Raw genomic sequence first — 26,169 nt, 5'->3', positions numbered from 1 at the left:
CTGGTCCATGGGGATGTGCAGGGCGCCTTCGGCGTGCCCGGCAACCCACTCGTAGTCCTCGCGCACATCCAGGATGCTCGCATCCGCAGGAACGTCGCCCACCGGCACAGTCTCAAAATCGCTCATCGGAGTCCCTTCCACTCGGTTTTACTCTTCATCAAGCCTACGTCCCCAACGCCTCCCTAACCTCGCTCCGCTTCGGCCAGGGAACCCGGGCGTCGTGGGCCCACCCAACGCCTCCCTCACCTCGCTCCGCTTCGGCCAGGGAACCCGGGCGTCGTGGGCCCACCCAAAAACACGGCTCCGGCATTAGTCTTGGCGCAGGCTTGCACTACGGACTGCGGTGAGGAGATCGGACGAATGGCGGCTCAGGAACCCACCATCCTGGCGACGTCGGGCGGCTACAAGGCCGGGCGCCGCACGAGGCTGGAATTCGACCACCTGCTGCACTACGCCGTCGAGCTGTCCGGGGTGAGCGGGCGCGCGCCGCGCGTGACGCACATCGGCACGGCGTCCGGGGACCAGCGCTGGTGGGCTGCCGAGATGGACCAGGCCGCGCGCGTGGCCGGCTTCGACTTCAGCCACCTGAACCTCTTCACCATGCCCAACCACGAGGACCCCGAGGCCCATCTGCTGGAGCAGGACGTGGTCTGGGCGAACGGCGGTTCGGTGGTCAACATGCTTGCCGTGTGGCGGGCCCACGGACTGGACAGCGTCCTGCGCCGCGTCTGGGAACACTGCGTGGTCCTGGCAGGCGTGTCCGCAGGATCCATCTGCTGGTTCCAGGGCGGCACCACAGATTCCTACGGCCCGGAATTGCGCCCCATCACCAACGGCCTGGGCTTCCTGCCCTATGCCAACGGCGTGCACTACGACTCGGAACCGCTCCGCCGCCCGCTGGTCCACCAGTTGGTGTCCCAGGGCGCGCTGGGCGAAACGCACTGCACCGACGACGGCGTGGGGCTGGTGTACCGGGGCACGGAACTGGCCGAGGTGGTCGCGGAAGTGCGGGACAAGGCGGCGTACCGCGTCACGGCCGGCGCGGGCGAAAGCGTGGACGCCGTGGCCTTCGAGGAACGGCTGGAGCCGCGGTTCCTTGGCTGACATCCACCGACTGGGAGCCGTGGGACTCCGTGATGCGCTGGCCGTCGGGAGTCTCTCGGCCCGTGAGGCCGCCGGGCACTTCCTGGCCCGGATCGAGGCCGCCAACACCAGCCTGGGCGCCTTCATCACCGTGACCGCGGAGCAGGCCATGGCCGACGCCGCGGCCGCCGATGCCCTGCACGCCTGCCTTGTCCGCGAGCGCCGGAGCGCCGAATTGCCAAGGCTCCACGGCGTCCCCCTCGCCTTCAAGGACCTCACCGACGTTGCGGGCGTGGTCACCACGCACGGCAGCGCCGCGCTGGACCACAAGCCGGCCCCGGAGGACGGCGCCCTGGCGGCCGTGCTGAAAGGCGACGGAGCCATCTCACTGGGCAAGACGCAGGTTCCGGAATTCGGACTGACGGCCTACAGCGAAAACCGGATCGCGCCGCCGTCGCGCAATCCCCATTCCTTGAGCCGCAGTTCGGGCGGCTCCTCGGGAGGCAGCGCTGCCGCGGTGGCCGCGGGCCTGGTTCCGTTCGCGCCAGGGACCGACGGCGGCGGCTCGATCAGGATTCCGGCGGGCGCCTGCGGCCTAGTGGGACTCAAGCCGGGGCGCGGGCTGGTTCCTTCGGGTGAAAGCTCCGGCGACGCCGCCAGGCTGGTGGTTGCCGGACCCCTGGCACGCACGGCGGCGGATGCGGCGCTGATGCTCGAGTCGCTCGTCCCGGCCGGGAGCCAGCCCGACGGCGGCTACCTCGCCAACATCGGCACGGCGCCGCCGAAGCTCCGGATAGGCGTAAGCCTGGACAGCCCCTGGGCCGCGGCGTTCCCGTTCACCGTGGAGCAGGAAGCCCGCGACGCCCTCGCAAAGGGCATGGCCCTGCTGGAAACCGCCGGGCACCTGGTTGCCGAAACAGAGATCCGCTACGACAACCGCTACCCGGACGCGTTCACCGCCGCCTGGACTGCCGGCGTCGGGAGTGCCCGGATCACGCCGCAGCGCGAGGCCCTGCTGACCCCGCTGACGCGCACGTTCAGGCGGCGCGCGCAGCAGCGCAGCGCCTCGAAGGTCAACGAGGCGCTGGCCTTCCTGCGCCGCTTCGAACACGACACCATCGCCCAGTACGCGGAGTGGGACGTGATGCTCATGCCCACGCTGGCGCAGACTCCGCGGCCCGTCGGCTGGTTCACCGGCGGCGGGCACAGCGGCGAGCCGTGGCCCTCCGAGTGGGCCGGGGACGCCGACGCCGACTACCGGAGGCAGTGCGAATTCGCGCCGTGGTCCTCCATGGTGAACGTGTGCGGGCTGCCGGCCATCAGCATCCCGGTGCACTGGACGGGCGGCGCGGCCGGGGCCGGGCTGCCGATGGGCATCCAGCTCATCGGCAGAATGGGCTCTGAACTGCTGCTTCTTCAGCTCGCCGCTGTTCTGGAGGCCGCGTAGGCGGACGTCTACGCTCCTCGGCCACCCCAAACGACGACGGCGGCCGGTGCGGTTGGTGGGAATCCCGCCAACCGCACCGGCCGCCGTCGTTGTCTGCTTAGTAGGTGAAGTTGTACTGGCTGGCCATGGAGAGTCCGATGATCAGGAAGATCAGCCACAGCAGCCCGAACAGAATGCCGATGTAGCCCGTGATCAGGCCCGTCAAGGCGAATCCGCGGCCGGCGGGTTCCTTCTTCATGCCGATATGACCCAGGATCACGGCAGCGATCTGGGGCAGGATCAGGAAACCGCCCGTCACCAGGCCGACGATGCCGCAGATCATGGCCGCGATGCTCAGGCCCTTCGGCTCCGCGGGCACGCCGTAGTAGGCAGGCTGGCCGTAAGGACTTCCCGGCTGGCCGTACTGCGTCTGCCCAAACTGGGACTGGCCATACGGTACCTGGCCGTAGGGCGACTGGGCGGGTGACTGGAACGCCGGAGGCTGCTGGCCGTAGGGGGCAGGCTGCACATAGGGAGGCTGCTGGCCGTACGGATCCTGGCCATACGGCGGCTGGGCGGGTGATTCGAACGCCGGCGGAACGGGTTCGCCGAATACCGGTGGAGCCGGCGGCGGGAGCGGGGTTTCCGCGGGCGGAATGTACGACGGCGGCTCGTAGCCCTTGGGCGCGTCGTCGTTGCCCTTGGCTGGCTGGTCTGACATGGAGATCCCCCTTGCGAGTCTTTGACACCCACACTACCGCCGGTGGAGCCGGCGCATAAGTTCAGCGGTACTCAGCCGTCCTACACTGCCGCAGGGTAAACGCAGGGTGAAACTTTGCGGGCCCCGGACGACATTCACAGTCACAGGGGCCGCATTACGGACAACTCCTCCCGCGGCGCAGTGGGGTCTGGCATGCTGGACGAATGGCTAGCCGAGCGGGCACAGTTGCCCTCCCCCAGGACCTTGTTGACATCACCGCCCTTCTGGACGCCTACTTCGACGTGGCTCCGGACTTGGAAGATCCCGCGCAACGCGTCGCGTTCGGGACCTCCGGCCACCGCGGATCGAGCCTGAAGGCCTCGTTCAACGAGCCCCACATCCTGGCCATCACGCAGGCGATCGTGGAATACCGCGGCCAGCAGGGCATCACCGGGCCACTGTTCATCGGGCGCGACACCCACGCGCTCAGCGAGCCCGCGCAGAACTCCGCCCTGGAAGTCCTCGCCGCCAACGGCGTCAACGTCCTGGTGGATGCCCGCCACGGCTACACGCCCACGCCCGCGCTGAGCCACGCCATCCTGAAGTACAACCAGGAAGCCGGGCCCGGCCAGCCGCAGGCGGACGGCATCGTGGTCACGCCCAGCCACAACCCGCCCGGCGACGGCGGCTTCAAGTACAACCCCCCGCACGGCGGCCCGGCTGACACGGACGCCACCGGCTGGATCGCCAACCGCGCCAACGAGCTCCTCGAAAACGGGCTCCGTGGCGTCAAGCGCATGCCCCTGAACGACGCCCTCGCCGCCGACACCACGGGCAAGTTCGACTTCCTGAGCAGCTACGTGGACGACCTCCCGTCCGTGCTGGACCTGGACGCCATCCGCCGGGCCGGCGTGCGGATCGGCGCCGACCCCATGGGTGGCGCGTCCGTGGACTATTGGGGCGAGATCGGCGAGCGCCACCAGCTGGATCTCACGGTGGTCAACCCCACCGTGGACCCGCAGTGGGCCTTCATGACCCTGGACTGGGACGAGAAGATCCGCATGGACTGCTCCTCGCCGTCGGCCATGGCCTCGCTGATCCGGCGGATGTCCGCCGGTTCCGCCACCGCTGCTGGCTCCGCGTTCGACATCGCCACGGGCAACGACGCCGACGCCGACCGGCACGGCATCGTGACGCCCTTTGTCGACGGCCAGGGCGGGCTGATGAACCCCAACCACTACCTCGCCGTCGCGATCGACTACCTGTACCGGAACCGCACCGGCTGGAACCCGGAATCGGTCATCGGCAAGACCCTGGTCTCTTCCTCCATCATCGACCGCGTGGCCGCCGGCCTGGGCCGCAAGCTCGTGGAGGTCCCGGTGGGCTTTAAGTGGTTCGTTCCGGGCCTGCTCTCCGGCGAGGGCGCGTTCGGCGGCGAGGAATCCGCGGGCGCTTCCTTCAACAAGCGCGACGGCAGCGTGTGGACCACCGACAAGGACGGCATCCTGCTGGCCCTGCTGGCCTCCGAAATCACGGCGGTCACGGGCAAGTCGCCGTCACAGCTGTACAAGGGCCTCACGGACCAGTTCGGGGATCCCGTCTACGCGCGCATCGACGCGGCCGCCACGCGCGAGCAGAAGGCCAAGCTGGGCAAGCTCTCGGCCGAGGATGTCACCGCCACGGAGCTGGCCGGCGAGACCATCACGGCCAAGCTGACCGAGGCCCCCGGCAACGGCGCGTCCATCGGCGGCCTGAAGGTAGTCACGGAGAACGCCTGGTTCGCGGCCCGCCCCTCCGGCACCGAGGACGTCTACAAGATCTACGCCGAGTCCTTCAAGGGCGCGGACCACCTGGCCAAGGTGCAGGAAGAGGCCAAGGCGCTGGTGGACGGGGTTATTTCCTAAGTTCGGGCTCCTCCGGGAGCGCCCACAGCTTGAGGATGCGCCGGATGGTGTGGTTGCTGTCCGGCGCCATGTCCACCAGCGCCACCCGGTCAAGCACGACGACGTCACCCTGCTTGGGTTGCCTGCGGTCGTGGTGCGAGATGTGGGGACGGTAGTTGTTCAACACGTAGCGCGGCGTGGCCGCCGTGCCGCCCAACTCAACGACGGCGTCGAACAGTTCCTCGTGGAGGCCCTGCAGCAGGGGGTCGTGCTCCACGAGGCTGACGGGGATGGAGCCTTGGTGGCCGAATTCCGCGTCGGGACCCACCGTAAGGAGCGCTCCCAGGGCACCCATCACGGGTACCGCGGCGAGTTCGATGAGGCGCTCGGCGACGCCGGCGCTTTCGGAAGGGCCGACGTCGAACCTTAGCAAAGTGATGTGCAACGGCCAGTTGGTGCGCGGGAATTCCAGCCCGTCGGCGACGGGCTCGATGAACGCCACCATGATGAGGTTCCTCATATGGTCAGTTTCCCACCGCCTCCAGGCAAACGCTCTCTCACGTATCCGGCCTTAAGCACCAACGCTCTCTCACTTTCGTCAGGAAAGTGAGAGAGCGTTGCTGAAAAAGACGCCAAAAGTGAGAGAGCGTCGGAAGGGTCCTTAGACGGTGCGGACGACGTCCTTGTAGGCGAACTTGGGCTTGGCATCGCCGAAGGCGTCCGTGCCGGGCTGGCCGATGTTGACCACCAGGAAGCTCTTCTGCTCGCCGGCAGGGAAGAACGCTGCGTCGATTGCGGAGAAGTCGGCGCCCGTCATGGGGCCGGCGGCGAAACCGAGCGAGCGGACGGCCAGGATGAAGTAGCCGGCCTGCAGGTGGGCATTGTTGTTGCCCGTGGCGGCAGCGAGCGCGGGGTCGGCGTCGTACATGGCCTTGGGGGCGTTGTAGGCGGGCAGGAAGTTGTCCCACTGCTCGTGCCATGCGGTGTCGTAGGAGAGCACGGCCACCAGCGGGGCGGAGGCGGTCTTGGCCTTGTTGCCGTTCGCGAGGGTCTCCACCAGCGTGGCGCGGGCTTCCTCGGAGCGGACGTAGGTGACGCGCAGCGGCTGGGAGTTGAACGCCGTCGGGCCGAACTTGGTCAGTTCGTAGATGGCCCGGGCCTGCTCCTCGGTGACCTCGCCGTAGAACGAGTTGGCGGTGCGGGCTTCGGTAAAAATGGCGTCGACTGCGGCGGCGTCAATGGCTGCTTCTTCGTGGGCGATCGTCATTCGTGAACCTTTCGCTGGGCCCTTGCCTTGTGGACGGCCGGGCGCTTCTGCTTTCCATGGTTGCAACTTCAACCGTCTCCCCGCGATTCCAGTGACGGCCCGTGACCTTCGGCACACCACCGGCCCGGGAAAGCCTTGCGGGGCCTGCTCTGCGGCCCTGAACGCCGGCCAAGCACGTAGAGCGGGCCCGCAAGCTGGCGGTAAAGTTGCACGTGACCCCCAACAACTTCTGAGGAAGGCCCTTGCCATGAGCATGCTCGGTACCAAATGGAAGCTCCATGGCAACGGAAAGTCGATCCGCCCGGGCCACGTGGTGGCCCCCGACGAGCGCCTGGCCTGGCCCCTGACCATCGGCGTCGGCATGCAACACGTGGTGGCGATGTTCGGCGCCACCTTCCTGGTGCCCATCATCACGGGCATGCCGCCGGCCACCACCATGTTCTTCTCGGGCGTCGGCACGCTGCTGTTCCTGGTGATCACCAAGGGCCGCGTCCCCAGCTACCTCGGCTCCAGCTTCGCGTTCATCGCCCCCATCATGGCGTCCCAGCAGCAGTACGGCATTGCCGGCGCGCTGGGAGGCGTGGTGCTTGCCGGCGTCGTGCTGGCGCTCATCGGTGCGGTGGTGCAGAAGTTCGGCGCTGAATGGATCAACCGCCTCATGCCGCCCATCGTCACGGGCGCGATCGTGGCCCTGATCGGCCTGAACCTGGCGCCCGCGGCGAAGAACAACTTCGACGCCGCTCCGGTGACCGCGCTCATCACGCTGGTGACGATCATCCTGGTCAGCGTGCTGTTCCGCGGGATCATCGGGCGCCTGAGCATCCTGGTGGGTGTGGTGGTGGGCTACCTCGTGGCCATGATGCGCGGCGAGGTTGACTACTCGAAGATGGACGCCGCCGCGTGGATCGGCCTCCCCCACTTCCAGACCCCCGAATTCCACCTGGGCGTGGTGGGCCTGTTCGTTCCCGTGGTGCTGGTGCTGGTGGCCGAGAACATCGGGCACGTGAAGTCCGTGGCGGCGATGACCGGCCAGAACCTCGACGGCGTCTCCGGCCGCGCGCTGATGGGCGACGGCGCCGCGACGGTGCTTGCCGGCCTCGGCGGCGGTTCCGGCACCACCACCTATGCGGAAAACATCGGCGTCATGGCCGCCACCAAGGTCTACTCGACGGCGGCCTACTGGGTGGCCGGCATCTTCGCCATCGTGCTGAGCTTCTCGCCGAAATTCGGCGAACTGATCGCGACCGTTCCGGCCGGCGTGCTGGGCGGCGCCGCGACCATGCTATACGGCATGATCGGCGTGCTCGGCGTGAAGATCTGGGTGCAGAACAAGGTCAACTTCTCCAACCCCATCAACCTCACGACGGCGGCTGTTGCCCTGATCATCGGCATCGCCGACTACACCTGGACCATCGGCGAACTGACCTTCACGGGCATCGCCCTGGGCTCGGCCGCGGCCCTGGTGATCTACCACGGCATGAAGGCCGTGGCCCGCTGGCGCGGGACCGTTGCCGAGCCTGAGACCGAGACGGCGGGGTTGCCGCCGGCGGCGAAGGCTGCGATGAATGCGGCGGCGAAGAGGAGCGGGAAGAAGAAGTAGGGGTGGGTGGTGCCGTATGCCGGTCCGCGGCGGCAGCTAACTCTCGGACGTGAGGACTCCAAGTAGAATCGTCGAAATACTCGATCTCCAAGGACAGGAACCTTGACAACCTACAACGTCGAAGAAGTTTTTAAGCGATCGGGCGTGCCCAGCATCACTTTTGTCAAGCCGAAAGAGTACACGCGGCTTCTGATTGCCCTGCGGTCACCGGGGAAGGGCGTGGTTGTCGAGGGACCATCAAAAATCGGCAAGACCAGCTCTGTCATGAAGGTACTCTCTGAGATCGACGCTAGCCTGCCCAGTTCAGTCATGACACTAACTGCTCGCGATCCGAATGATCGGGACTTTATATCGTCTATCCCGTCACAGACGGACCTCGGCATAGTGATTATCGACGACTTCCACAGGCTTGACGCTGCTGTAAGAGAGTCTATTTCGGACTTCATGAAGATCCTGGCGGATCAGGAGCGTGCCGACATCAAGATTGTCATCGTTGGCATTAATAAGGTCGGAGAATCCTTGCTGGCTATTGCCCCGGATCTCGCCGGCCGCATCGAAGTAGTAAAACTTGGGGTGAACCCTGACGAAAAGGTCAGAGAACTCGTCAAAAAGGGCTGTGAGGCCCTGAACATCGAACTGGCTGCGGCAGAGTCCATTGTCGAGGCCAGCGCCGGTAGCTTTAACATCGCCCAAATGATCTGTTTCGAGGCCTGCATTAGTGATGATGTGGTAGCCACGTTGCCGGGCCCCAAGAGGATTGATGCCTCATTCACCTCCATTCGAGAAACCGTAATCGACCAACTAGCAACAACCTTCCACAAGAAGGCCGAAGTATTTGCAACCGGCAAGCGTCGCCGAAAGGAAGGCCGAGCTCCCTATCTGCAAATCCTTCGTTGGCTGTCCATGAGTGATGAGTGGACCATTGATCTTGATCGAGAAATCTCCAAAAACTCGTCACTCCGCGCCAGCGTCGGACAGGTTGTCGACAAGGGGCATCTCGAGGATCATCTGGCAAAGAACTCGCCTCAGCTCAGCGACCTCCTGCACTACGACCCCGAAACAAGAATCCTAGCCGTGGAGGACCCCCAGTTCTTCTTCTTCATTCGGCACCTCTCGTGGAACAAGTTCTCGGAGCGGCTCGGCTACTTCGACGTAGTTTTTTCAAACTCATACGACTTCGCGTTGTCATTCGCTGGCAGTGATCGCGACATCGCAGAAAAACTGGCGAGGTCCCTCCAGGATCGAGAAATTAGCGTCTTCTACGACTTTGACGAACAGGCTTTGATCTTGGGTTGCGATGTGGAAACCTACCTGGCCCCCATTTACAAGAGCGAAGCCTCATTCGTCGTACCGATCATGGGGGTGGACTACCCAGATCGTCTCTGGACTCGTTTTGAGAGCAAGCAGTTCGCAGACCGATTTGGCGAGAACGCAGTACTCACCGTCTGGTTCAAAGGGGGAAGCCACGGCTCCTTCGATAAGTCACGTATGCATGGAGGGTCAGAGATCGACCGGAATCAACCAATCGATCCGCAGATAGAGAACCTAGCCGAGCAACTCGCCGTCAGGCTAAAGGCCTTCAGGTTGACTGCGAGTCACGACCCACAGCCCGCCGAAATCACAGCATAGCTGCGTCCTTACAAGGGCGGCCCCGCGCAAACGATGGAGACCCGATGAGCATGGACACGAGGATGGACACGGAGTCCGCCGAGCTGCGCGATCCCGACAGCCACGATCTGATCCGCGTGCAGGGCGCGCGCGTGAACAACCTCAAGGACATCAGCGTCGAGATCCCCAAGCGGCGGCTGACGGTGTTCACCGGGGTCTCCGGCTCGGGGAAGAGTTCCCTGGTGTTCGGCACCATCGCGGCGGAGTCGCAGCGGTTGATCAACGAAACCTACAGCGCCTTTGTACAGGGCTTCATGCCGAGCCTCGCGCGGCCCGAGGTGGACCACCTCGAGGGGCTCACGACGGCGATCATCGTGGACCAGGAGCGGATGGGCGCGAACCCCCGCTCCACCGTGGGCACGGCCACGGATGCCAACGCCATGCTCCGGATCCTCTTCAGCCGCCTGGGCAAGCCGTACGTCGGGCCGCCCACGGCCTTCTCCTTCAACGTCCCCACGCGGAAGGCCAGCGGCGTGATGAGCACCGAGAAGGCCGGCGGCAGGGTGGAGAAGGCCGTGGCACAGAACGTGGTCTACCTGGGCGGCATGTGTGCGCGCTGCGAGGGCATGGGCTCGGTCTCCGACTTCGACCTCACGGCGCTCTACGACGACAGAAAGTCGCTGGCCGAGGGTGCCCTGACCGTCCCCGGCTACAGCATGGACGGCTGGTACGGCAGGCTGTTCGAAGGCATGGGCCTGCCGATGGACAAGCCGATCGCCACGTTCACCAAGAAGCAGCTCGAAACGATGCTGTACGCCGAGCCCACCAAGATCAAGGTGGAGGGCATCAACCTCACCTTCGAGGGCATCATCCCCAAGGTCCAGAAGTCCATGCTGTCCAAGGACGTGGAGGCGTTGCAGCCGCACGTGCGCCGCTTCGTGGAGCGTGCCATCACCTTCCAGTCCTGCCCCGAGTGCGAGGGCACGCGGCTCACCGCGGAGGCCAGGTCCGCCAAGATCAACGGCAAGAACATCGCCGAGCTGTGCGAAATGCAGATCAGCGACCTGGCCGGCTGGATCCGCGATCTGCACGAGCCCTCGGTGGCGCCACTGCTCAAGGGCCTGCAGCACCTGCTCGACTCCTTCGACGAAATCGGGCTGGGGTACCTCTCGCTGGACCGGCCGGCAGGCACGCTGTCCGGTGGCGAGGCGCAGCGCACCAAGATGATCCGCCACCTGGGCTCGTCCCTCACGGACGTCACCTACGTCTTCGACGAGCCCACCATCGGCCTGCACCCGCACGACATCGAGCGGATGAACCAGCTGCTGCTGCAGCTGCGAGACAAGGGCAACACCGTGCTGGTGGTGGAGCACAAGCCCGAGACCATCGCCATCGCCGACCACATCGTCGACCTCGGCCCCGGTGCCGGGACCGACGGCGGCAGCGTCTGCTTCGAAGGAAGCGTGGAGGGGCTGCGCCGAAGCGATACCATCACCGGCCGCCACCTCGACGACCGGGCCACGGTCCGGGAATCCGTACGTACGCCGTCCGGCATACTTCAGGTGCGCGGTGCCTCAACGCACAACCTCCGGTACGTGGACGTGGACGTCCCGCTTGGCGTGCTCTGCGTGGTCACGGGCGTTGCAGGGTCGGGCAAGAGCTCGCTGATCCACGGCTCCGTGGCCGGCCGCGACGGCGTTGTGGTGATCGACCAGGGCGCCATCAAGGGCTCGCGCCGCAGCAACCCCGCCACGTACACAGGCCTGCTCGAACCGATCCGCAAGGCCTTCGCCAAGGCCAACGGTGTGAAGCCGGCGCTCTTCAGCTCCAACTCCGAAGGCGCCTGCCCCAACTGCAACGGCGCGGGCGTCATCTTCACCGAACTCGGCGTCATGGCCACGGTCGAATCCCCGTGCGAGGAATGCGAGGGCAAGCGGTTCCAGGCCTCGGTCCTGGAATACACGCTGGGCGGCCGCAACATCGCCGAGGTGCTGGCCATGTCGATGATCGAGGCCGAGGCCTTCTTCAGCGAAGGGGAGGCACGCACGCCGGCGGCCCACAAGATCCTCGACCGCCTCGTGGACGTGGGCCTCGGCTACCTCACGCTTGGCCAGCCCCTCACCACGCTGTCCGGCGGCGAGCGGCAGCGCGTCAAGCTGGCCACCCAGATGGCCGAAAGCGGCGACGTCTACGTCCTCGACGAACCGACCACCGGCCTGCACCTCGCCGACGTCGCGAACCTGCTGGGCCTCCTGGACCGCCTGGTCGCGTCCGGCAAATCGGTCATCGCCATCGAGCACCACCAGGCCGTCATGGCGCACGCCGACTGGATCATCGACCTCGGCCCCGGCGCAGGGCACGACGGCGGCAAGGTCGTTTTCGAGGGCACGCCGGCACAGCTGGTGGCCGCCAGATCGACGCTCACCGGCAAGCACCTCGCGGCGTACGTCGGCAACTGACCGGGCCCAGGAGGAGGGCTGCCCCGAGCTCGCTAGCAGCTACAAGCCTGCAGCAATTGGACGACGGCGGCCACGTGGCTGCCGCCGTCGTTCTCCGTTATGTTTCCCTACGAGAGCCGCGCCCGGACGATCTCACTGACCGCCTTGCCATCAAAACGGCCGGCGACCTTCTCGGTGACCGGCTTCATGACATAGCCCATGTGGATAAGGGACAGCTCAACGCCGTCGGCCTTCAACGAAGCAATGGCTTCGTCAACAATGGACTCGACTTCAGCGGCGGTCAACGGTTCCGGCAGGTAGGCCTCGATGACCTCGGCCTCTGCGATTTCCGCGGCTGCGCGCTCGGTCTTTCCCGCTTCTTCGTAAATGTGGGCAGTCTCGTGGCGGTGGGCAGCCTCTTTCTGCAGCATGGCCGTGATCTGGGCATCGTCCAGGTGGATTGGCGCCTTGCCTGCCTTCTCACGGGTGTCGATCTCGCTCAGGACGTTGCGCACGGTGGACAGGGCGACGCGGTTGCCGTCCTTTATGTGGCTGACGACGTCTGCGTGCAGCCGCTCTTTCAAGTTGGACATGGTGCTCCTCGATTCGATTTGCCGTGCTGGCTGGCTGCCAGCCCTGCGGAGACGACGGCGGCCCGGCGGGGGTCGTCGCATCGTAGGTGCATGGCAGAGGTCAAAGCCATGCTTGTACATTCATTATCTGCCCGGCGGCGGGAATTAGTGCCGGCTCGGGCCGCGGTCCTACGATGTGCATGACCTCAGGGCTTCAGGCCCCCTCGAGCACCTGCGCGGTAGCCCAGGCCAGGTATTTGGCAGCGTTAGCAACGGCGTCGGTGGCGTCCGGGACGCCGTCCTTGCGCTGGGCGACATCCAGCAGCTGGGCGGCGGCCACGATCCCGTGCTCGGCCAAGGCCTCCGGGGTGACCAGGATCCGTCCGGCGACCACCACGACGGGGATGCCGCGGCTCCGCGCCGAATCGGCCAGGGCGATGGGCGCCTTGCCCGTGAGGGACTGCTCGTCCATGGATCCCTCACCGGTGATGACCAGATCGACTTCGCCCAGGTGCGCCGCGAGCCCGGTCAGCCCGGCCACCAGCGCGAAGCCGCCTTCCAGCGCGGCGTCCGTGAAGGCCAGGAACGACGCCGGGAAGCCGCCTGCCGCTCCGGCCCCGGGAACGTTGACATCGCGCCCGGTGGCCTCGCGCAGCACGGACGCCCAGTTGCGCAGACCGGCGTCGAGCAGTTCGATGGCGTCGGCGTCGGCGCCCTTCTGGGGGCCGAAAACGTGGGCGGCGCCGTCGCTGCCGTAGAGCGGGTTCTGGACGTCGACGGCGATGCGGAACTTTGCCGTGGCCAAGCGCGGATCCAGCCCGGAGACGTCCACGGCGACGACGTCGGCCAGCGAGCCGCCGCCCAGCGGGACCACGTTCCCGGCGGCGTCGAGCGGCTTCAGCCCCAGCGCGCGCAAGGCGCCGCTGCCGCCGTCGGACATGGCCGAACCGCCCAGCCCCAGCACAATCTCGGTGGCGCCCGCATCCAGCGCCGCCGCGATCAGCTGGCCGCAGCCATAGCTGTGGGCGCGGATGGAATTCTCCGGCGTGGGCTCCATCTGGGCCAGGCCGGACGCCTGGGCGGTTTCGATCACCGCGGTGGCGCCGCCGAAGGTATCCTTGCGGATGGCCCAGGCCGCGCCGACCGGCTTCAGGATGGGGCCCACCACGGCGTTGACCCGCTCCTCGTAGCCGGCGGCGACGGCCGCCTCCAGGGTGCCCTCGCCGCCGTCGGCCACGGGGAACTGGGTGGCCACGGCGTCCGGGTAGACGCGCAGCACCCCCTCTGCCATGGCCGAGGCGGCCTCAGCGGCCGTGAGGGATCCTTTGAACTTGTCCGGGGCGATCAGAATGCGCATTCCTCCATCCTGCCAGCTAGCAGGCGGAATGCGCTTTCCCGTTGAGATATTTCACGGTTTGGCTGTGGAGCTTGGCGGGAAAGGCGGCGTGCTGTGATCGCTTGGGGTCACAGCCTGGGGCTTTGCGTGGTCTTGCATCGCATGCGTTTCGAGACACTTGAGACACCACGTCGGATTAGGAGAAGGTGTCGGCCGCCCGCAAGCGGATCCCTCAGCGGGCACCACTTGTTCGATGCGCAATCGGGGTCCGGTGGTTTCGTGTTGCGCTCGGTCTGGGGTGCAGGCTCGTGTCAGCCGATCTGTTCGGCCAGGGCGACGATGATGCCCGCGGGGCCGCGGAGGTAGCAGAGCCGGAACATGGTCTCGTACTGCGCGACCTCGCCGAGGAGTTCCGCGCCGTGGGCGCGCAGGCGGACGATGGTGTCGTCGATGTCGTCGACAGCGAACATGACGCGATGCAGGCCCAGCGTGTTGGGCGGCGGGTTCTCCGGCCCGGCGGCGGACGCAGCGGGAGTGTGATACTTGGTCAGCTCCAACTTGCTGTGGCCGTCCGGAGTCCGCATCATTGCGATGTCGCTCCGGACGCCGTCGAGTCCGACGGTGCGGTCCGCCCAAAGGCCTTCGATCGGCCCCCCGCCTTCCATCTCCATGCCGAGTTCGGTGAAGAACGCGACAGCCGCGTCCAGGTCGTCGACGACGATGGCGACGTTATCCATCCGTTGAACAGCCACAGGGCCACCTCCCGCACGCGTGTTTGAACCACACCCAGTCTCCCGCCCGCGTCCACCGCGAACAAGCCGCAAGGCGCGTGTCATTTTCCTCTAAGACGAGTGCACGGATGTCCGAAGTCCTCTGCACAAAACTGGCTGTCAGGTGAGAGCCAATCCAGTCCTGAGAACGGCTACATCCAAAGTGCAGCGCCCAGCTGTTCTCACACTGTGGTTCGACATCGGGGGCGGACAGGTATTCTGATGCCAGTGATATTTCATTTTTCTCTGTGACCCAGAGCTTTTACAGCGATTCCAGTTCGCTCCATAGAGGAGCGGTGATTCCGTGTACCCCGCGAGGGGAACTCCATTTGGAGTTCCCCGACCCGCCGGCCCACCACCGAACTCACCACTGGAAGATCACATGCAAACGACATCGGCCAAATCCCCCGAGCCCTCTTCGCCTGCCCTCGACCGGCAATCCCTGCGCCCTGACTGCGGTAACTGCTTCGCCCTCTGCTGTACGGCCTTCGGATTCTCGCGTTCGGCGGATTTTGCCCTCGACAAACCCGCAGGCTCTCCATGCCAAAACCTTGCGCCTGACTTCTCCTGCTCAATCCACGACAGCCTGCGCCCGAGGGGCTTTCGTGGCTGCGCGGTCTTTGACTGCTTCGGGGCCGGCCAGAACGTATCGCAAGGGTTCTTCGCCGGAAAGAGCTGGCTGGATAACCTTGACACCAAAGACGAGATGTTTTCCGCATTCAAAGCCGCCCGGCAGCTCCATGAGATGCTCTGGTATCTGGCCGAGGCCCAGACGCGAACTTTCGATCCCGATGCCTCGAGTCGTGCGGTGCAGCTCAGGAACACGATCGGGCAGGCAGTCGGTGGCGAGCTGCCGGAGCTGCTTTCGATGGATGTTGAAGATCTTCACTCCCAGGTGAGGTCAACGCTGATGGATGTCAGCGAAGAAGTTCGGGCCTCCTACTTTGCCGCCGGTGACGACCATCTGGATTCCGCGCTGACGCCGGGAGCAGATCTGATGGGCAAGAATCTCAGATCCCGCAGGTTGTGCGGGGCAGATCTCAGAGGGGCCTACCTCATTGCCGCGGATCTGCGCGACAGTGACTTGTCGGGCGTGGACCTGCTCGGCGCAGACTTCAGGGACGCACGGCTTGAAGGTGCTGATCTGTCGAAGGCCCTTTACCTGACCCAGCCGCAGCTCAACGCCGCCAGAGGCAGCTGCGCAACCCTTCTGCCCCCGGATCTGGAAATGCCCTCCCACTGGCACAACGGATGACCACCCGCTGCGAGCAGGACCATTCGTCGCCGTCTCAGTTCCTTGGAACCGAGACGGTCCTTCGCGGCCATTCCCCCGCGAGGAGGGGTATCCCGTTTGAGGAACCTTGAACGGAACGAGGGCTGGGATTGGTCAGGGGGCGGTATCGGTCTTTAAGGCAAGTCCCAGTGAACCGCACACTTTTTCGTCCCCGGGGATGACCGCGGCGCGGCCGTCATTGAGCACACATACTGTCAAAGGGTTTGGCACAGGGTGAGAGAAGGTCGGGTCGTGCCGGCCCGGGCCACCCGCCGAGCCGTTGGGGGTATTCGCGTCGAGCACGTGTTGTGCCCACATGTCACTGCAGACGGCCAACGCGTCCCCGATAGGGATAGGGTTGCGTGGCGCTGGCTCGCCGGGCCTCGCCCCTTCCCCCAGTACAACTGTGGTGCCGGGGAACTGGTTGCCGTGGAGTTCGGCTCGGGCGAAGCAAAGTACCGAGCTTTTGTCCGTGACGGGCAGCTGCATTACGGCCGCTGCCCCGGTTGCCACCAGGGCGACGGCGACACCGGAAAGCAGAATCCTCTTGCTTTTGGTGTTCTGGAAGTGCCGGTTTTCCGGCGTTCCGTCCCGCACGACGCTGGCCAGGAGCGCCTCGATGGCTGCGCTGCGTTCCGCATTGAAGCGCGGTGAACGCGGAATCTCATTCATGGTCTTTCCTCTTCAGGCGTGAGCGGGCGCGGTGCCGGCAGGAACCCGGCTTGTGGGTTCATCAGCTGTGCAAGTTTCCCTTTGGCGCGTGACAGCCGGGACTTCACGGTGCCCGATGGAATGCCCAGCAGCTCGCTCACCTCAGCTGTGCCCATGTCCTCAAGAACGCAGAGCGCAACAATTTCCTGGTCCCGCCGACCCAGCGAACGGTAAGCCTGGTGCAGGAGTTCAGACCGCCGGTCCTCGTCCACCGTCTCAGCCACCCAGTCGCTGTGATCCGGCACCGCCTGGCACTGCGGAAGTTTCCGGAGGAGGCGTTCATAGCGCAGCGTGGACCTGAGCTTGTTCCTTGCCACGTTCGTGGCAGTTATCAGCAACCAACCGAGCATCGAATCGTTGGCCAGCCGGATTCTGGATCTGCAGCGCCAGGCCTCAAGGAACACCATGGCGGTGACGTCTTCAGCCTCAAAGGGAGTTTTCACCAGCCGGAGACTGTGGACGAAGACGCGGTCCCGGTGGCGTATGAAGAGGGAAGCAAAAGCGGAACCGTCACCATCCATGACGCGCAGCCAAAGCTCACCGTCCGTGGATCCCTTCCCAGTGTCCCCCATACCTATAAGTGTCCGGCAACCCCATCGTGGTTCCATCACGAATCACAGAAGTCGACAAATCGCAGCCAGCACGGATCGACACAGCCTCAATCAACAGACCAACAATGCGCGACCCAACTCGGAAGGCACTCTGTCGCCGCCGCGGCCGGAAGTTAGTCCCAGTCCCCGCGGCCCTGCAGAACCTCTTTGAGGAGGTCCGAGCGGTCGGTGACAATCCCGTCCACGCCCAGGTCCAGGAGATCCCGCATGTGCGCGGGATCATTGATGGTCCAGACATGCACCTGGATGCCCAGGCGGTGGGCCCGCCTGAGAAAACCGGCGGTAATGACCCGGACCGGGCCGAAGCCCACCGGGACCTGGAAGGCGTCCACGTCGTGCAGTAGCCGCCGCAGCAGGCCGGTCGGCAGGACCGGGCCCAGCAGGACGAAGGCGGCTGTCAGAGGCAGGCCCGCGGAGGTCGCCGTGCGGCGGCTCAGCAGGCGCAGCACCGCGCGTCGCCGGCGGTCCGAAAAGCTCGTGACGAGCATGCGGTCATGGGCGTCGTGGCGCTCGATTGCCGCGGCCAGGGTGCGGACCGAGTTCCAGTCCTTGACGTCCAGATTCAGCCTTGCCTTGGGGAACTCCGTCGCCAGCTGATCGAAGGTGGGGATGGCTTCACGGCCGCCGATCCTGGCCTGCGCCACCTGGGCCGCGGTGAGGTCCGCAATGCGGCCCTCACTGTCCGTCACGCGGTCCAAGGCGTCGTCGTGGAACAGCAGCAGGACGCCGTCGGCGGTGGTGTGGACGTCCGTTTCCAGATGGCCGATGCCCAGCTCCACGGCAGCGCGAAAGGCGGCCATGGAGTTCTCCAAACCGTCCCGCGAGTAGCCGCGATGGGCCAGGGCGAGCGGTCCTGCGCTCCCGTCCGGACGGGTGAAATAGGGCAGCGGATGGTTCACCTCCGTAGCCTATCCCGCCCAGTGTACGGGCCAGCGGTGCAGCCGGGAGGGCTTGGCGGGGCTCAGCAATCCTTGGGGATGACGGCCACGCCGTCGCTGCAGTGCACCAGCGTGCGGCCGCGGCCTCCGTCGAGGTGCACCCACACTGCCGTGGCGTCGCCGGTGACGGCGTCCACCACTCCCACCGATTCGTAGCCCGGCTCAAGGGTGACGCTGACACGGTCGCCCTGGCGCAGTGACTTCCAGTGGCGGTCCGGCTGCACGCGCCTCAGCGGTGCGGTGTTCAAAGCCTGGTTTCGGCGCTTTCCCATGTGTCCCCCTGCAGGTTCAACAGGCCGAAGTTCCACGGCCCTGGCTGGAAGCCTACGGGCGGAAGTTGAACGGCAGTTGTATGCCGGCTGGGAAAAAGATGAAACATGCCTTTCCGGGCATATGGCCGGCAAGGCTGCCCGGCGACTTCAGCGGCAGACTAAACCCGCTGGGCGGCGAGCTTCGCCTCGAGGACCTGGGCCACGCCGTCGTCGTCGAAGTGCGGGGCCTGCTGCCCCGCGGCACTGATGGCCTCGGGGTGGCCGCTGGCCATCGCATAGCCTTCACCGGCCCAGCGGAGCATCTCGATGTCGTTGGGCATGTCCCCGAAGGCCACCACATCGGCGGCATCGATCCCCAGCGACGCCGCGTACTCGGCCAGCGTCACGGCCTTGTTGACACCGGGAACGGACATTTCCAGGAGCGCGGTCCGCGGCGCCGAGTGCGTGGTGGTCACCAGGTGCGCCACGGCGGGCTGGATTTCCGCCAGGAAGTCGTCCGGGCTGACGCTGCGGCTGATGGCCAGGAACTTCACGACGGCGTCGTCCGCGGTAAGCGTTTGGCGCAGCGGAGCGGGGGTGACCTCCGAGAGCAGCTCGCTGGTGGCGTTCTCGATGAACCCGGGCTCGAGGTGGAACCCGGTGAGCGTCTCGGCGGCGAACAGGGCGTCGGGGCGGATGGACTTGATGATCGTCCGCGCTTCCAGCACGGCGTCCATGCCCAGCACATGCGAGGCCAGCGCCTTCTCCGCGGCGAGATCCCAGACCACGGCACCGTTGGAACAGATCACCGTGCCGCTGTGCCCCAGCTGCTCCTGCAGGGGGGTCAACCAGCGCGGCGGGCGGCCGGTTACAAAGACCAGCTCGACGCCGGCCTCCCGGCACGCGTGGAACGCACGGATGGTGCGGTCGCTGATCTTGCCGTCGTGGCCAAGGATGGTGCCGTCGATATCGCTTGCTACAAGGCGCATTACGTCAGTCTACGTGGCAGCCTTGCGCGACCGCCCGCCGCCCGTCACCGCTCGAACCTGCCCGTGATGACAGCCCGGCCCAGCGTGTGCTGGTCCAGCTTAGGGCCAAGTTTGCTGGAAGGCGCACCGGCACCGAGGCCCAGATCCGCAACGTCCAGCGCATGCACGGCCACAACGTATCTGTGCGGTCCGTGGCCCCTGGGCGGCGCGGCGCCCAGGTAACCGGAGAATCCGGCGTCGTTCTTCAACTGGAACGCGCCCGCGGGAAGCATCCCGCCGTCCGGCGACCCCGCACCGGCCGCCAACGACCCCGTGCCAGCGGGGATGCCTGCCGCGGCCCAGTGCCAGAAGCCGCCGCCGGGGGCATCGGGGTCAAAAACCGTCACGGCGAGGCTCTTGGTGCCTTCCGGAACCGGCCCCCAGCTCAGTTGCGGCGACTCATCCTTCCCTCCGGCCACGCCAAACCGGGCGCTGGTCTGCGCGGGGGGCAAGGTGGCGCCGTCGTTGAACGAACTGCTGTGCAGCCGGAAGGACGGTATCGACGCCGACGTCGCGTATGGAAGATTCTTGCTCATGGCTGCTCCTTACTGGATGCCCCCAGAACCGGCAGGCCGGCTTCACTGTTGAAAGACGCCCCGTTGAGTTCCGCCCGGGTGGGCGGATTGGCGCCGGCCCGGGAGACGGTGACGGCGGCCGCGCGGGCGGCGTGCCCGAGGACCCCCGCAAGGACCTCCGGGGGCATGGCCCGGAGATCGCCGCGGTTCTGCGCCCCGACCAGGCCGCGGTCCACGATGCCGGAGAGCAGCGCCGCCATGAAGGAATCGCCCGCTCCGACCGTGTCCACGACGTCCACTTCGGGCGCAGGAACCTGCGCCTCGCCGGCGGCCGTGACGCCCCACGGTCCCTGCGCGCCGCGGGTGACCACCACGACGGCGGGACCTTCGGAACCGCCCAGCCCGAGCCAGCGGCGGGCCGATTCCAAGGCGTCGACGCCGGGGTAGAGCCATTCGAGGTCCTCGTCCGAGGCCTTGACCACGTCGGCAAGCACCACGAAACGCTCGGTCTGCGCCCGAGCGTAGGCCCGGTCCGCGATGATGCTGGGGCGGCAGTTGGGGTCGAAGCTGATGGTGGTGCTCGGGTGGGCGTGCTCGACGGCGGCCAGCACCTCGGCAGCGCCAGGCTCCAGCATCGTAGCGATCGAACCGGTGTGCAGGAGGGTGGCTCCCTGCAGCATGAACGGCAGGCGCCCCGCCAAGCCGGGAAGCTCCCAGGCGAGGTCGAAGGAGTAGCTGGCGGCGCCGTCGTCGTCGATTATGGCGGTGGCCACGCTGGTTGGCTTGTCATCCGGCGGCAGCGGCACCATGACCGAACTGGAGCGCAAGTGTGCGGCCACCGAATCGCCGTAGGTGTCGCGGCCGAAGCGCCCCACGAACTGCACGCCATGGTCCAGGCGGGCCAGGCCCACAGCGACATTCAGCGGGCTGCCGCCGACGTGCGCCTCCACTCCGCCGGACCGCTGGACGACGTCCACCAGCGCCTCGCCAATGACTGTAAGCATGGGACCACTCTGCCAGAGGAACGGCACCGCGGACTAGTGATTAAGCCAGACTAGGGATCAAGCCAGCAGGCGCTGGACCAGTTCCCGGCATTTCTTGTAGCCCACGGACTTGGTGTCGATGAGGTCGTAGTGGTCCCCGGGAACCCGGAGCAGCTGCGCCGAGCCGCCGGAAGCGGTGGACGCCGCAACGTAGCCCTCCGACTGGCTGGCTGGAACGTCGTCGTCGTCCGCGGCATGCACGGCGAAGACGGGCACGTTGATGGGCAGGGTACTCATGGGATCGGCAAACCTATGCCGTTTGGGGTATCTAACGGAATCGCCGCCCATGAGGTTGCAGACGGCACCGTTGCTTAGGTTAAGCCGTTCGGCTTCGGCCAGGTTGAGCAGACCGGACTGGCTGACCACGCCGGTCAGGTGGACGGCGGTTTCCTCGGGATTGCGCTGCAGTTGGCGCTCGGCGTCGTGGGCGCCGATGACCGAAAGGCGCTGACGGCCCGCAGCCCAGACTGCCAGGTGCCCGCCGGCGGAGTGGCCCAGGGCCACCACCTTGCCCAGCTTCAGGCCGTGTTCCCCGGCAATGCCGGCGAGGTGGTCGATGCCGGCCAGGACATCTTCGAAGGTGTGCGGCCAGCCGCCGCCGTTGCCGGCGCGGCGGTATTCGAGGTTCCAGGCGGGAATGCCCCTGGCTGCGAGGTCGCGGGCGATGGGCTCGCCGAGTTCAGCACCGTACTGCGAGCGCCAGTAACCGCCGTGGATCACCACGACCACGCCGTCCGCCAAGGCCGAAACACCGGGGTGTTTGGCCCCATGGTTTTCTGGGATGAACAGCTCCCCCCATTGGCTTGGGTGATCGCCGTAGAAGTACTTGTGCCGCATCATTGCGCCCTCCTTTGTAGCGAGCTTATCGCGAGCCGCCTGTACTGCCGGGTAGCACCACCGCGACGGCGGGTGGCACCCTTTAGCTGTCAGCGCTTCCCCGTAAGCTGGGAGTATGGCGAGCAACTGGGACAGCTTGGATCCGGACCTGCGCGAATCTGTGCAGGCCAACGTGGAACTATACGAGCGCGTCCGGCCGGCCCTGAAACTTGTGACGCGGGACGTTTTGCTGACGCTGCGGACCATGCTCAAGGAATCGGAAGTCACGCCCCTGTTCGTGACGGGGCGCACCAAGACCGTGGAGTCCTTCCGCGAGAAGATTTCACGCACGGATGACCCGCTGGAGCCCGGCGGTCCCCGCGTGCTCAAGTTCCCGGACCCCTTCCGGACGCTCAATGACATGGTGGGCATCCGCATCATCACCAAACTGCCAGCCGAAAACGCCGCCGTGGCCAACATCATCAAGCGCCAGCGACAGCTGTTCGACTGCCGTGGGGACCGCGAGAAGGACATCGGCTCCATCGAATCCGGCACCTACGGGTACTCCAGCCGGCACCTGATCCTGCGCACCATCCAGAACGAGACCGTCAAGGAATACCAGCACGAGTTCAACCCGGACATTCCGGCCAACGGCAGCTACTTCTTCGAATGCCAGATCCGCACCGTGTTCGCCCACGCCTGGAGCGAGATCGAGCACGACATCCGCTTCAAGGCCGAGGACCCGCGCGCCTGGACGCCGCACTTCGACCGGCAGTTCACGGCCACCGCCGCCATGCTGGAAACCGTTGAGGGCGCCTTCGCCGACCTCAACGAGCGCTACGCGGAGGTCCGTAGCTACTGGGACCTGGAGGGCGAGGGCGGCATGGCGCTGACCCCCAACCGGATCCGCGACGTCTGGCGGACGCTGCTGCCGCACGTGGACCGCAAAGTGGATGACGACTGGGGCTGGGCCGCCGAACTCCTGGCGGCGCACGGCCTCACCAAGACCGTGGAGCTGGCCGGCCTTCTCAGTGCCAACCGGATCACCGAGGTCCGCAAGGCCCTGGACCACCGCTACTCCCCCGGACCGGACCGCCTCCTGGATGACCTCCTGCTGTGGCAGTACGGCACCGCCCACATCGACCTCACCGCGGAAGCGCCCGACGTCGTCCCCCACCCGCGGCGCGACAGCCTCCAGCGGCGCCTGAAACAGATTGAGCGCTACCGCCAAAGCGCCACGTAGGTACGGCGGCCGAGCCGGAGGGTGCTGGCCGCGGCGCCGGTGCGCATGGGTTCAGGAGGCGTCGGCGGGCCGGAACGTGGTCCCGCCATCGGTGGAAACCATGATCCCGTCAGCGGTGGCGGCCCAGATGTGCGGGTTTCCGTCGGTGCCCTTTACGGCGGCTATCGCCTGGACTTTGCCGCCGATCTGGCCCTTCCGGGTCCAGGTCGCCCCGCCGTCGGACGAGTAGTGGACGGCCCCGCCGGGTTCGACGCCGACGGCCTCTGTGGGAGTGGCGAACGCGGCGAACTGGATCACAGGGGCGGACTTCTCCAGTACCCAGGTGTTGCCGCCGTCGGTGGAGCGCTGTATGCCCTCTTGGGTGGTGGCAAGGACGGTGTCACTGTTGGGGTTTCCGGCCAGGACCGCGGGTGCGAAGCCGGCGGCGACCGTTTTCCAGGTCTTGCCGTCCGGGCTGGTGCTCAGTGTCCCGTCGAACGCCACGATCCCGGATTTCGTGGTGGTGAGGGCGTGGAAGTCCGACTCACCCTGCCGGGAGAGCTGTTCCCAGGTCTTGCCGCCGTCGCTGGATTTGATCAGCCCGAGCGGGTTGGGAAGGTCGGAGCCCTTTCCGGGGTGGCCGGAGGCATAGAAGATGCCCTGGCCCTGGCCTGCGGTGAAGCCCATCAAGTCATCGGTGCCCCCGATTTTGGTGGCGGGTTGTTTCGTGACATCGAACAGGCCGTCGTGGGTGGCAAGGAGCACCTGGCCGGTGTCGCCGCTGACGGCCAGCCCGTGGATGTGGGCGCTGGGCAGTACGTTACCGGCAGGCTGGGTTGAGGGCGTGCCGGTGGCTGGACCAGACGCCGGCGTGCAGGCAGACAAGGCCAGAACGAGGCCTGCAGCGGCAGCCATCACGGCTGCGGCCAGGGGGCGGGTCTTCGATGGAAAGGGCATGGGAAACTCCAGGTATGTGAGGTGGCGGGAGGGGCCGGCACCGGCCCGGGGAGGGCCGGCGCCGGAGGGTGCTGCTCAGAGGGTGGCCAGCAGGTCCCTCATTTCCTGGATTTCCGCTTCCTGCGCGGTCACGATGGCCTTGCTGAGGCTGACCGCATCAGCGTCCTTCCCGTCCGTGTTTTCGGTTTTGGCCATCATGACGGCGCCTTCATGGTGGGCGATCATCTGGGTCAGGAACAGCCGGGCCGCTTCGGTGCCCTGGGCCGCGTCGAGCTTCTTCATGTCCTCGTCGCCCATCATGCCGGCCATGCCGTGGCCGGCATGCTTTGTCGCGGATTCATTCCAGCTCTTGAGCCAGCCGGTCATCGTCTCGATCTCCGGGCCCTGGGCCGCCTTGATCTTGGTCGCCAGGGCCGTCACGGCCGCCGGGATGTCCTGCTTGGCGAGCATCATGTCGCTCATCTCCACGGCCTGGGCGTGGTGCGGAATCATCGACTGGGCGAATGTCGTGTCGGCAGCGTTGTGGTCCGCTGCCGCGGCCGGTGCGCTGCTGGAGGGGGCGCCGGTGCTGCTGTGGTTCGTGCCGGACGTGGAGGTGCCGGAGGATCCGGTTCCGGTCCCGCAGCCGGCGAGGGCTATGGCTGCGGCGATGGCGGTGGCGGAAAGAGTCAGAAACTTTTTGTTCATGGAAGTTCAGGTCCTTCAAACATCGGTTGGCGCGTGGCGCCACGGAGTTGGTTCGTGCATCAGCGATGCGCCTGACGGGCCCGCGGGGGTGCGTCAGGGTGGGCATGCGCGCCGGATATGGTCACGGCGCAGATCCCTGTTTACGTCCGGCTGATGGACAACTCGCCCGGCGAAGGACTGCCGGGAACATAGGAATAGCGCACGGTGGCCGGGCTGGCCACTCCGGCGTTGACGTTGACGGCGAGGACCGTGGTTCCGGGCAACGGGGCCGCCAAGGACCCGCTGTGCGCCGACGGAACGCAGGCAGCACTCATGTCAGGCATGGTGGTGCAGTTTCCGGAGCAGGAGCACGACTCTGCCGAGGTGACGCCGGTGCCCTGCACCTGCGTGTGGTCAACTGTGGGGGCGGCCTGATGGCCGGGGTGGCCATCAGGGGCTGCCGTTCCGGCGTGGGCTGCGCCCCCGGAGGCGCCCGCTACGGCGGCGGGGGCGTGCACGGTGTGGGTGCCGGTCATGACGTGCATGCCGAAAATCCCGGCGACGATGGCCAGGAACCCGGCGAGCAGGCCCACACGGCGCAGGAACGCCGTCGCGCGAGCATGGTTTGTTGCGGTCATGACTTTCCCTCCTTCCGTGCGGGTCGGTTTGACTTCAAGGTTACCGGCACGGGAGGGCAGGTAGGCCATGCGGGCGATGGCTTCGATCTGGCAGTACGTCACAAAGCGGTCCCGGCCAACCCGGCCGGGACCGCCTTCCCGCGCACTATGGACAATCTGTCCTACAGATTAGTCCTTGCTGCCTTCGGCCCAAACCCTCCAGGAGGAATCTGAGAGCGTCTGGCCGTGGATGTCGGTGGCGCCCTTGATGACCCATTCGAGCTTGTCGTCCGAGCAGCGCGGCTCCTTGGTGTCACAGGGAGGGTTTTCAGAGTGCAGGGCGCGACCAAGGATGACACGAGCGGTGCGGTCACCGTTTGTCAGGGTTACCGATTTGGCGTCATGTGAGTGCGGCGTGTCGTGGTCCCAGTGGGGAGCATGGAACACCTGGAGGGACTTGAGGGACCCGTCCGCCATCTCGGCTTTCAGCGGGTTGCTGAAGGTCGTGTCGACGATGTGGCCGCTACCGACGGCCGGGGGGGAACTGACCTTGACATTTTCAACCCGGAACTGAGGCAGCGTGCTGCTTGTCTCAGGGTCGGATGCGCTGGCTCCAGGAGCGAGGAACACGGCGGCTGAGAGTGCGACGGCGCCGACACCGGCTGCTACGAGGACAGGAATTTTCATGGATGCCTTTCACGGGCTTGTTGGGGATGCATTACGCAAGGAATTGCTTTCGTAATTGCATCCCCAATCTTAGAGATTAGGCAAGCCTAAGCAAACTTTCGGTGCCACGTTACGCTGGCGCCAGGGGTGCTGCCCGCTCAAGGACGCATAG

General features: G+C 66.2%; 27 protein-coding genes. 8 read left to right on the top strand and 19 right to left on the bottom strand.

The window, feature by feature from the left end:
* Nucleotides 1-126, bottom strand: a 126-nt coding sequence (locus J1902_RS19315) for a rhodanese-like domain-containing protein (protein ID WP_242701785.1), incomplete at its 3' end; no start/stop codon positions are given.
* A gap of 234 nt (nucleotides 127-360) precedes the next feature.
* Between J1902_RS19315 and J1902_RS08625 the strand changes: the two genes are divergently transcribed.
* Both J1902_RS08625 and J1902_RS08620 read left to right on the top strand, forming a co-directional pair.
* Entirely contained in the window at nucleotides 361-1,104 is a 744-nt protein-coding gene (locus tag J1902_RS08625; protein WP_207615832.1) for a Type 1 glutamine amidotransferase-like domain-containing protein, read from the top strand.
* A complete protein-coding gene (locus J1902_RS08620) occupies nucleotides 1,097-2,530 on the top strand; it encodes an amidase (protein WP_207615831.1) in 1,434 nt (477 codons plus the stop codon). Before J1902_RS08625 ends, J1902_RS08620 begins: the two co-directional genes overlap by 8 nt.
* Before the next feature lie 97 nt (nucleotides 2,531-2,627).
* On the opposite strand, the gene J1902_RS08615 is transcribed toward J1902_RS08620, so the two are convergent.
* On the bottom strand, nucleotides 2,628-3,230 hold the full coding sequence (locus J1902_RS08615; RefSeq protein ID WP_207615830.1) for a DUF4190 domain-containing protein: 603 nt from the start codon (nucleotides 3,228-3,230) through the stop codon (nucleotides 2,628-2,630).
* Between the two features lie 203 nt (nucleotides 3,231-3,433).
* On the opposite strand from J1902_RS08615, the gene pgm reads away from it, so the two are divergent.
* Nucleotides 3,434-5,113 carry a phosphoglucomutase (alpha-D-glucose-1,6-bisphosphate-dependent) gene (gene pgm, locus J1902_RS08610; RefSeq protein WP_207615829.1) on the top strand — a complete coding sequence of 560 codons (1,680 nt, stop codon included), beginning with the start codon at nucleotides 3,434-3,436 and terminating at the stop codon, nucleotides 5,111-5,113.
* On the opposite strand, the gene J1902_RS08605 is transcribed toward pgm, so the two are convergent.
* On the bottom strand, nucleotides 5,103-5,612 hold the full coding sequence (locus J1902_RS08605) for a 2'-5' RNA ligase family protein (RefSeq protein ID WP_207615828.1): 510 nt from the start codon (nucleotides 5,610-5,612) through the stop codon (nucleotides 5,103-5,105). The two genes, pgm and J1902_RS08605, sit on opposite strands and share 11 nt — an antisense overlap.
* 141 nt (nucleotides 5,613-5,753) lie before the next feature.
* On the bottom strand, nucleotides 5,754-6,359 hold the full coding sequence (locus J1902_RS08600) for a malonic semialdehyde reductase (protein ID WP_207615827.1): 606 nt from the start codon (nucleotides 6,357-6,359) through the stop codon (nucleotides 5,754-5,756).
* Between the two features lie 247 nt (nucleotides 6,360-6,606).
* Here J1902_RS08600 and J1902_RS08595 point away from each other — a divergent pair, with 247 nt between their 5' ends.
* From J1902_RS08595 to J1902_RS08585, 3 genes are all read left to right on the top strand, one after another.
* A complete protein-coding gene (locus J1902_RS08595; protein ID WP_207615826.1) occupies nucleotides 6,607-7,959 on the top strand; it encodes a uracil-xanthine permease family protein in 1,353 nt (450 codons plus the stop codon).
* Nucleotides 7,960-8,061: 102 nt separating this feature from the next.
* Complete coding sequence (locus J1902_RS08590) at nucleotides 8,062-9,588, top strand: TIR domain-containing protein (protein ID WP_207615825.1); 1,527 nt, start codon at nucleotides 8,062-8,064, stop codon at nucleotides 9,586-9,588.
* A 44-nt stretch (nucleotides 9,589-9,632) separates the two neighbouring features.
* Complete coding sequence (locus J1902_RS08585; protein WP_207615824.1) at nucleotides 9,633-12,026, top strand: ATP-binding cassette domain-containing protein; 2,394 nt, start codon at nucleotides 9,633-9,635, stop codon at nucleotides 12,024-12,026.
* Between the two features lie 107 nt (nucleotides 12,027-12,133).
* On the opposite strand, the gene J1902_RS08580 is transcribed toward J1902_RS08585, so the two are convergent.
* From J1902_RS08580 to J1902_RS08570, 3 genes are all read right to left on the bottom strand, one after another.
* On the bottom strand, nucleotides 12,134-12,598 hold the full coding sequence (locus tag J1902_RS08580) for a GatB/YqeY domain-containing protein (protein WP_207615823.1): 465 nt from the start codon (nucleotides 12,596-12,598) through the stop codon (nucleotides 12,134-12,136).
* Between the two features lie 193 nt (nucleotides 12,599-12,791).
* Entirely contained in the window at nucleotides 12,792-13,934 is a 1,143-nt protein-coding gene (locus tag J1902_RS08575; RefSeq protein ID WP_207615822.1) for a glycerate kinase, read from the bottom strand.
* A 290-nt stretch (nucleotides 13,935-14,224) separates the two neighbouring features.
* Nucleotides 14,225-14,665, bottom strand: coding sequence for a VOC family protein (locus J1902_RS08570; protein ID WP_207615821.1), 441 nt, complete (start codon nucleotides 14,663-14,665; stop codon nucleotides 14,225-14,227).
* A gap of 400 nt (nucleotides 14,666-15,065) precedes the next feature.
* Here J1902_RS08570 and J1902_RS08565 point away from each other — a divergent pair, with 400 nt between their 5' ends.
* A complete protein-coding gene (locus tag J1902_RS08565; RefSeq protein WP_207615820.1) occupies nucleotides 15,066-15,938 on the top strand; it encodes a pentapeptide repeat-containing protein in 873 nt (290 codons plus the stop codon).
* 132 nt (nucleotides 15,939-16,070) lie between these two features.
* Here J1902_RS08565 and J1902_RS08560 read toward each other — a convergent pair whose 3' ends face one another.
* From J1902_RS08560 to J1902_RS08525, 8 genes are all read right to left on the bottom strand, one after another.
* Nucleotides 16,071-16,628 carry a hypothetical protein gene (locus J1902_RS08560; protein ID WP_207615819.1) on the bottom strand — a complete coding sequence of 186 codons (558 nt, stop codon included), beginning with the start codon at nucleotides 16,626-16,628 and terminating at the stop codon, nucleotides 16,071-16,073.
* Complete coding sequence (locus J1902_RS08555) at nucleotides 16,625-17,188, bottom strand: RNA polymerase sigma factor (RefSeq protein WP_242701783.1); 564 nt, start codon at nucleotides 17,186-17,188, stop codon at nucleotides 16,625-16,627. The genes J1902_RS08560 and J1902_RS08555 overlap by 4 nt, the downstream gene beginning before the upstream one ends.
* A 203-nt stretch (nucleotides 17,189-17,391) precedes the next feature.
* Nucleotides 17,392-18,177 (bottom strand): glycerophosphodiester phosphodiesterase family protein, encoded by a 786-nt coding sequence (locus J1902_RS08550; protein ID WP_307794398.1) that lies wholly within the window; start codon nucleotides 18,175-18,177, stop codon nucleotides 17,392-17,394.
* Between the two features lie 62 nt (nucleotides 18,178-18,239).
* Complete coding sequence (locus tag J1902_RS08545; protein WP_207615817.1) at nucleotides 18,240-18,488, bottom strand: hypothetical protein; 249 nt, start codon at nucleotides 18,486-18,488, stop codon at nucleotides 18,240-18,242.
* Between the two features lie 158 nt (nucleotides 18,489-18,646).
* Nucleotides 18,647-19,456, bottom strand: a complete 810-nt coding sequence (locus J1902_RS08540) for an HAD family hydrolase (RefSeq protein ID WP_207615816.1) — start codon at nucleotides 19,454-19,456, stop codon at nucleotides 18,647-18,649.
* Nucleotides 19,457-19,500: 44 nt separating this feature from the next.
* Nucleotides 19,501-20,031: a YbhB/YbcL family Raf kinase inhibitor-like protein gene (locus J1902_RS08535; protein ID WP_207615815.1), complete on the bottom strand. Its 531-nt coding sequence runs from the start codon at nucleotides 20,029-20,031 to the stop codon at nucleotides 19,501-19,503.
* Nucleotides 20,028-21,014, bottom strand: coding sequence for a carbohydrate kinase family protein (locus J1902_RS08530; protein ID WP_207615814.1), 987 nt, complete (start codon nucleotides 21,012-21,014; stop codon nucleotides 20,028-20,030). The genes J1902_RS08535 and J1902_RS08530 overlap by 4 nt, the downstream gene beginning before the upstream one ends.
* A gap of 57 nt (nucleotides 21,015-21,071) precedes the next feature.
* Nucleotides 21,072-21,893 (bottom strand): alpha/beta hydrolase, encoded by an 822-nt coding sequence (locus tag J1902_RS08525; RefSeq protein ID WP_207615813.1) that lies wholly within the window; start codon nucleotides 21,891-21,893, stop codon nucleotides 21,072-21,074.
* A 112-nt stretch (nucleotides 21,894-22,005) separates the two neighbouring features.
* On the opposite strand from J1902_RS08525, the gene J1902_RS08520 reads away from it, so the two are divergent.
* Nucleotides 22,006-23,112, top strand: a complete 1,107-nt coding sequence (locus tag J1902_RS08520; protein WP_207615812.1) for a GTP pyrophosphokinase — start codon at nucleotides 22,006-22,008, stop codon at nucleotides 23,110-23,112.
* 51 nt (nucleotides 23,113-23,163) lie between these two features.
* Here the strand turns inward: J1902_RS08520 and J1902_RS08515 are convergent, their stop codons facing one another.
* From J1902_RS08515 to J1902_RS08500, 4 genes are all read right to left on the bottom strand, one after another.
* Nucleotides 23,164-24,048: a F510_1955 family glycosylhydrolase gene (locus J1902_RS08515; protein ID WP_207615811.1), complete on the bottom strand. Its 885-nt coding sequence runs from the start codon at nucleotides 24,046-24,048 to the stop codon at nucleotides 23,164-23,166.
* A gap of 75 nt (nucleotides 24,049-24,123) precedes the next feature.
* Nucleotides 24,124-24,735, bottom strand: a complete 612-nt coding sequence (locus J1902_RS08510) for a DUF305 domain-containing protein (protein WP_207615810.1) — start codon at nucleotides 24,733-24,735, stop codon at nucleotides 24,124-24,126.
* Nucleotides 24,736-24,875: 140 nt separating this feature from the next.
* A complete protein-coding gene (locus J1902_RS08505) occupies nucleotides 24,876-25,352 on the bottom strand; it encodes a hypothetical protein (RefSeq protein WP_207615809.1) in 477 nt (158 codons plus the stop codon).
* Nucleotides 25,353-25,520: 168 nt separating this feature from the next.
* Complete coding sequence (locus J1902_RS08500) at nucleotides 25,521-26,018, bottom strand: hypothetical protein (RefSeq protein WP_207615808.1); 498 nt, start codon at nucleotides 26,016-26,018, stop codon at nucleotides 25,521-25,523.
* Nucleotides 26,019-26,169 lie beyond the last annotated feature (151 nt).

The sequence above is a fragment of the Arthrobacter cavernae genome (assembly GCF_017368795.1).
GTDB classification, from domain to species: Bacteria; Actinomycetota; Actinomycetes; order Actinomycetales; family Micrococcaceae; genus Arthrobacter; species Arthrobacter cavernae.
Note: the sequence above shows the minus strand (reverse complement) of the source record. Positions and strands in the feature narration are given on the sequence as shown.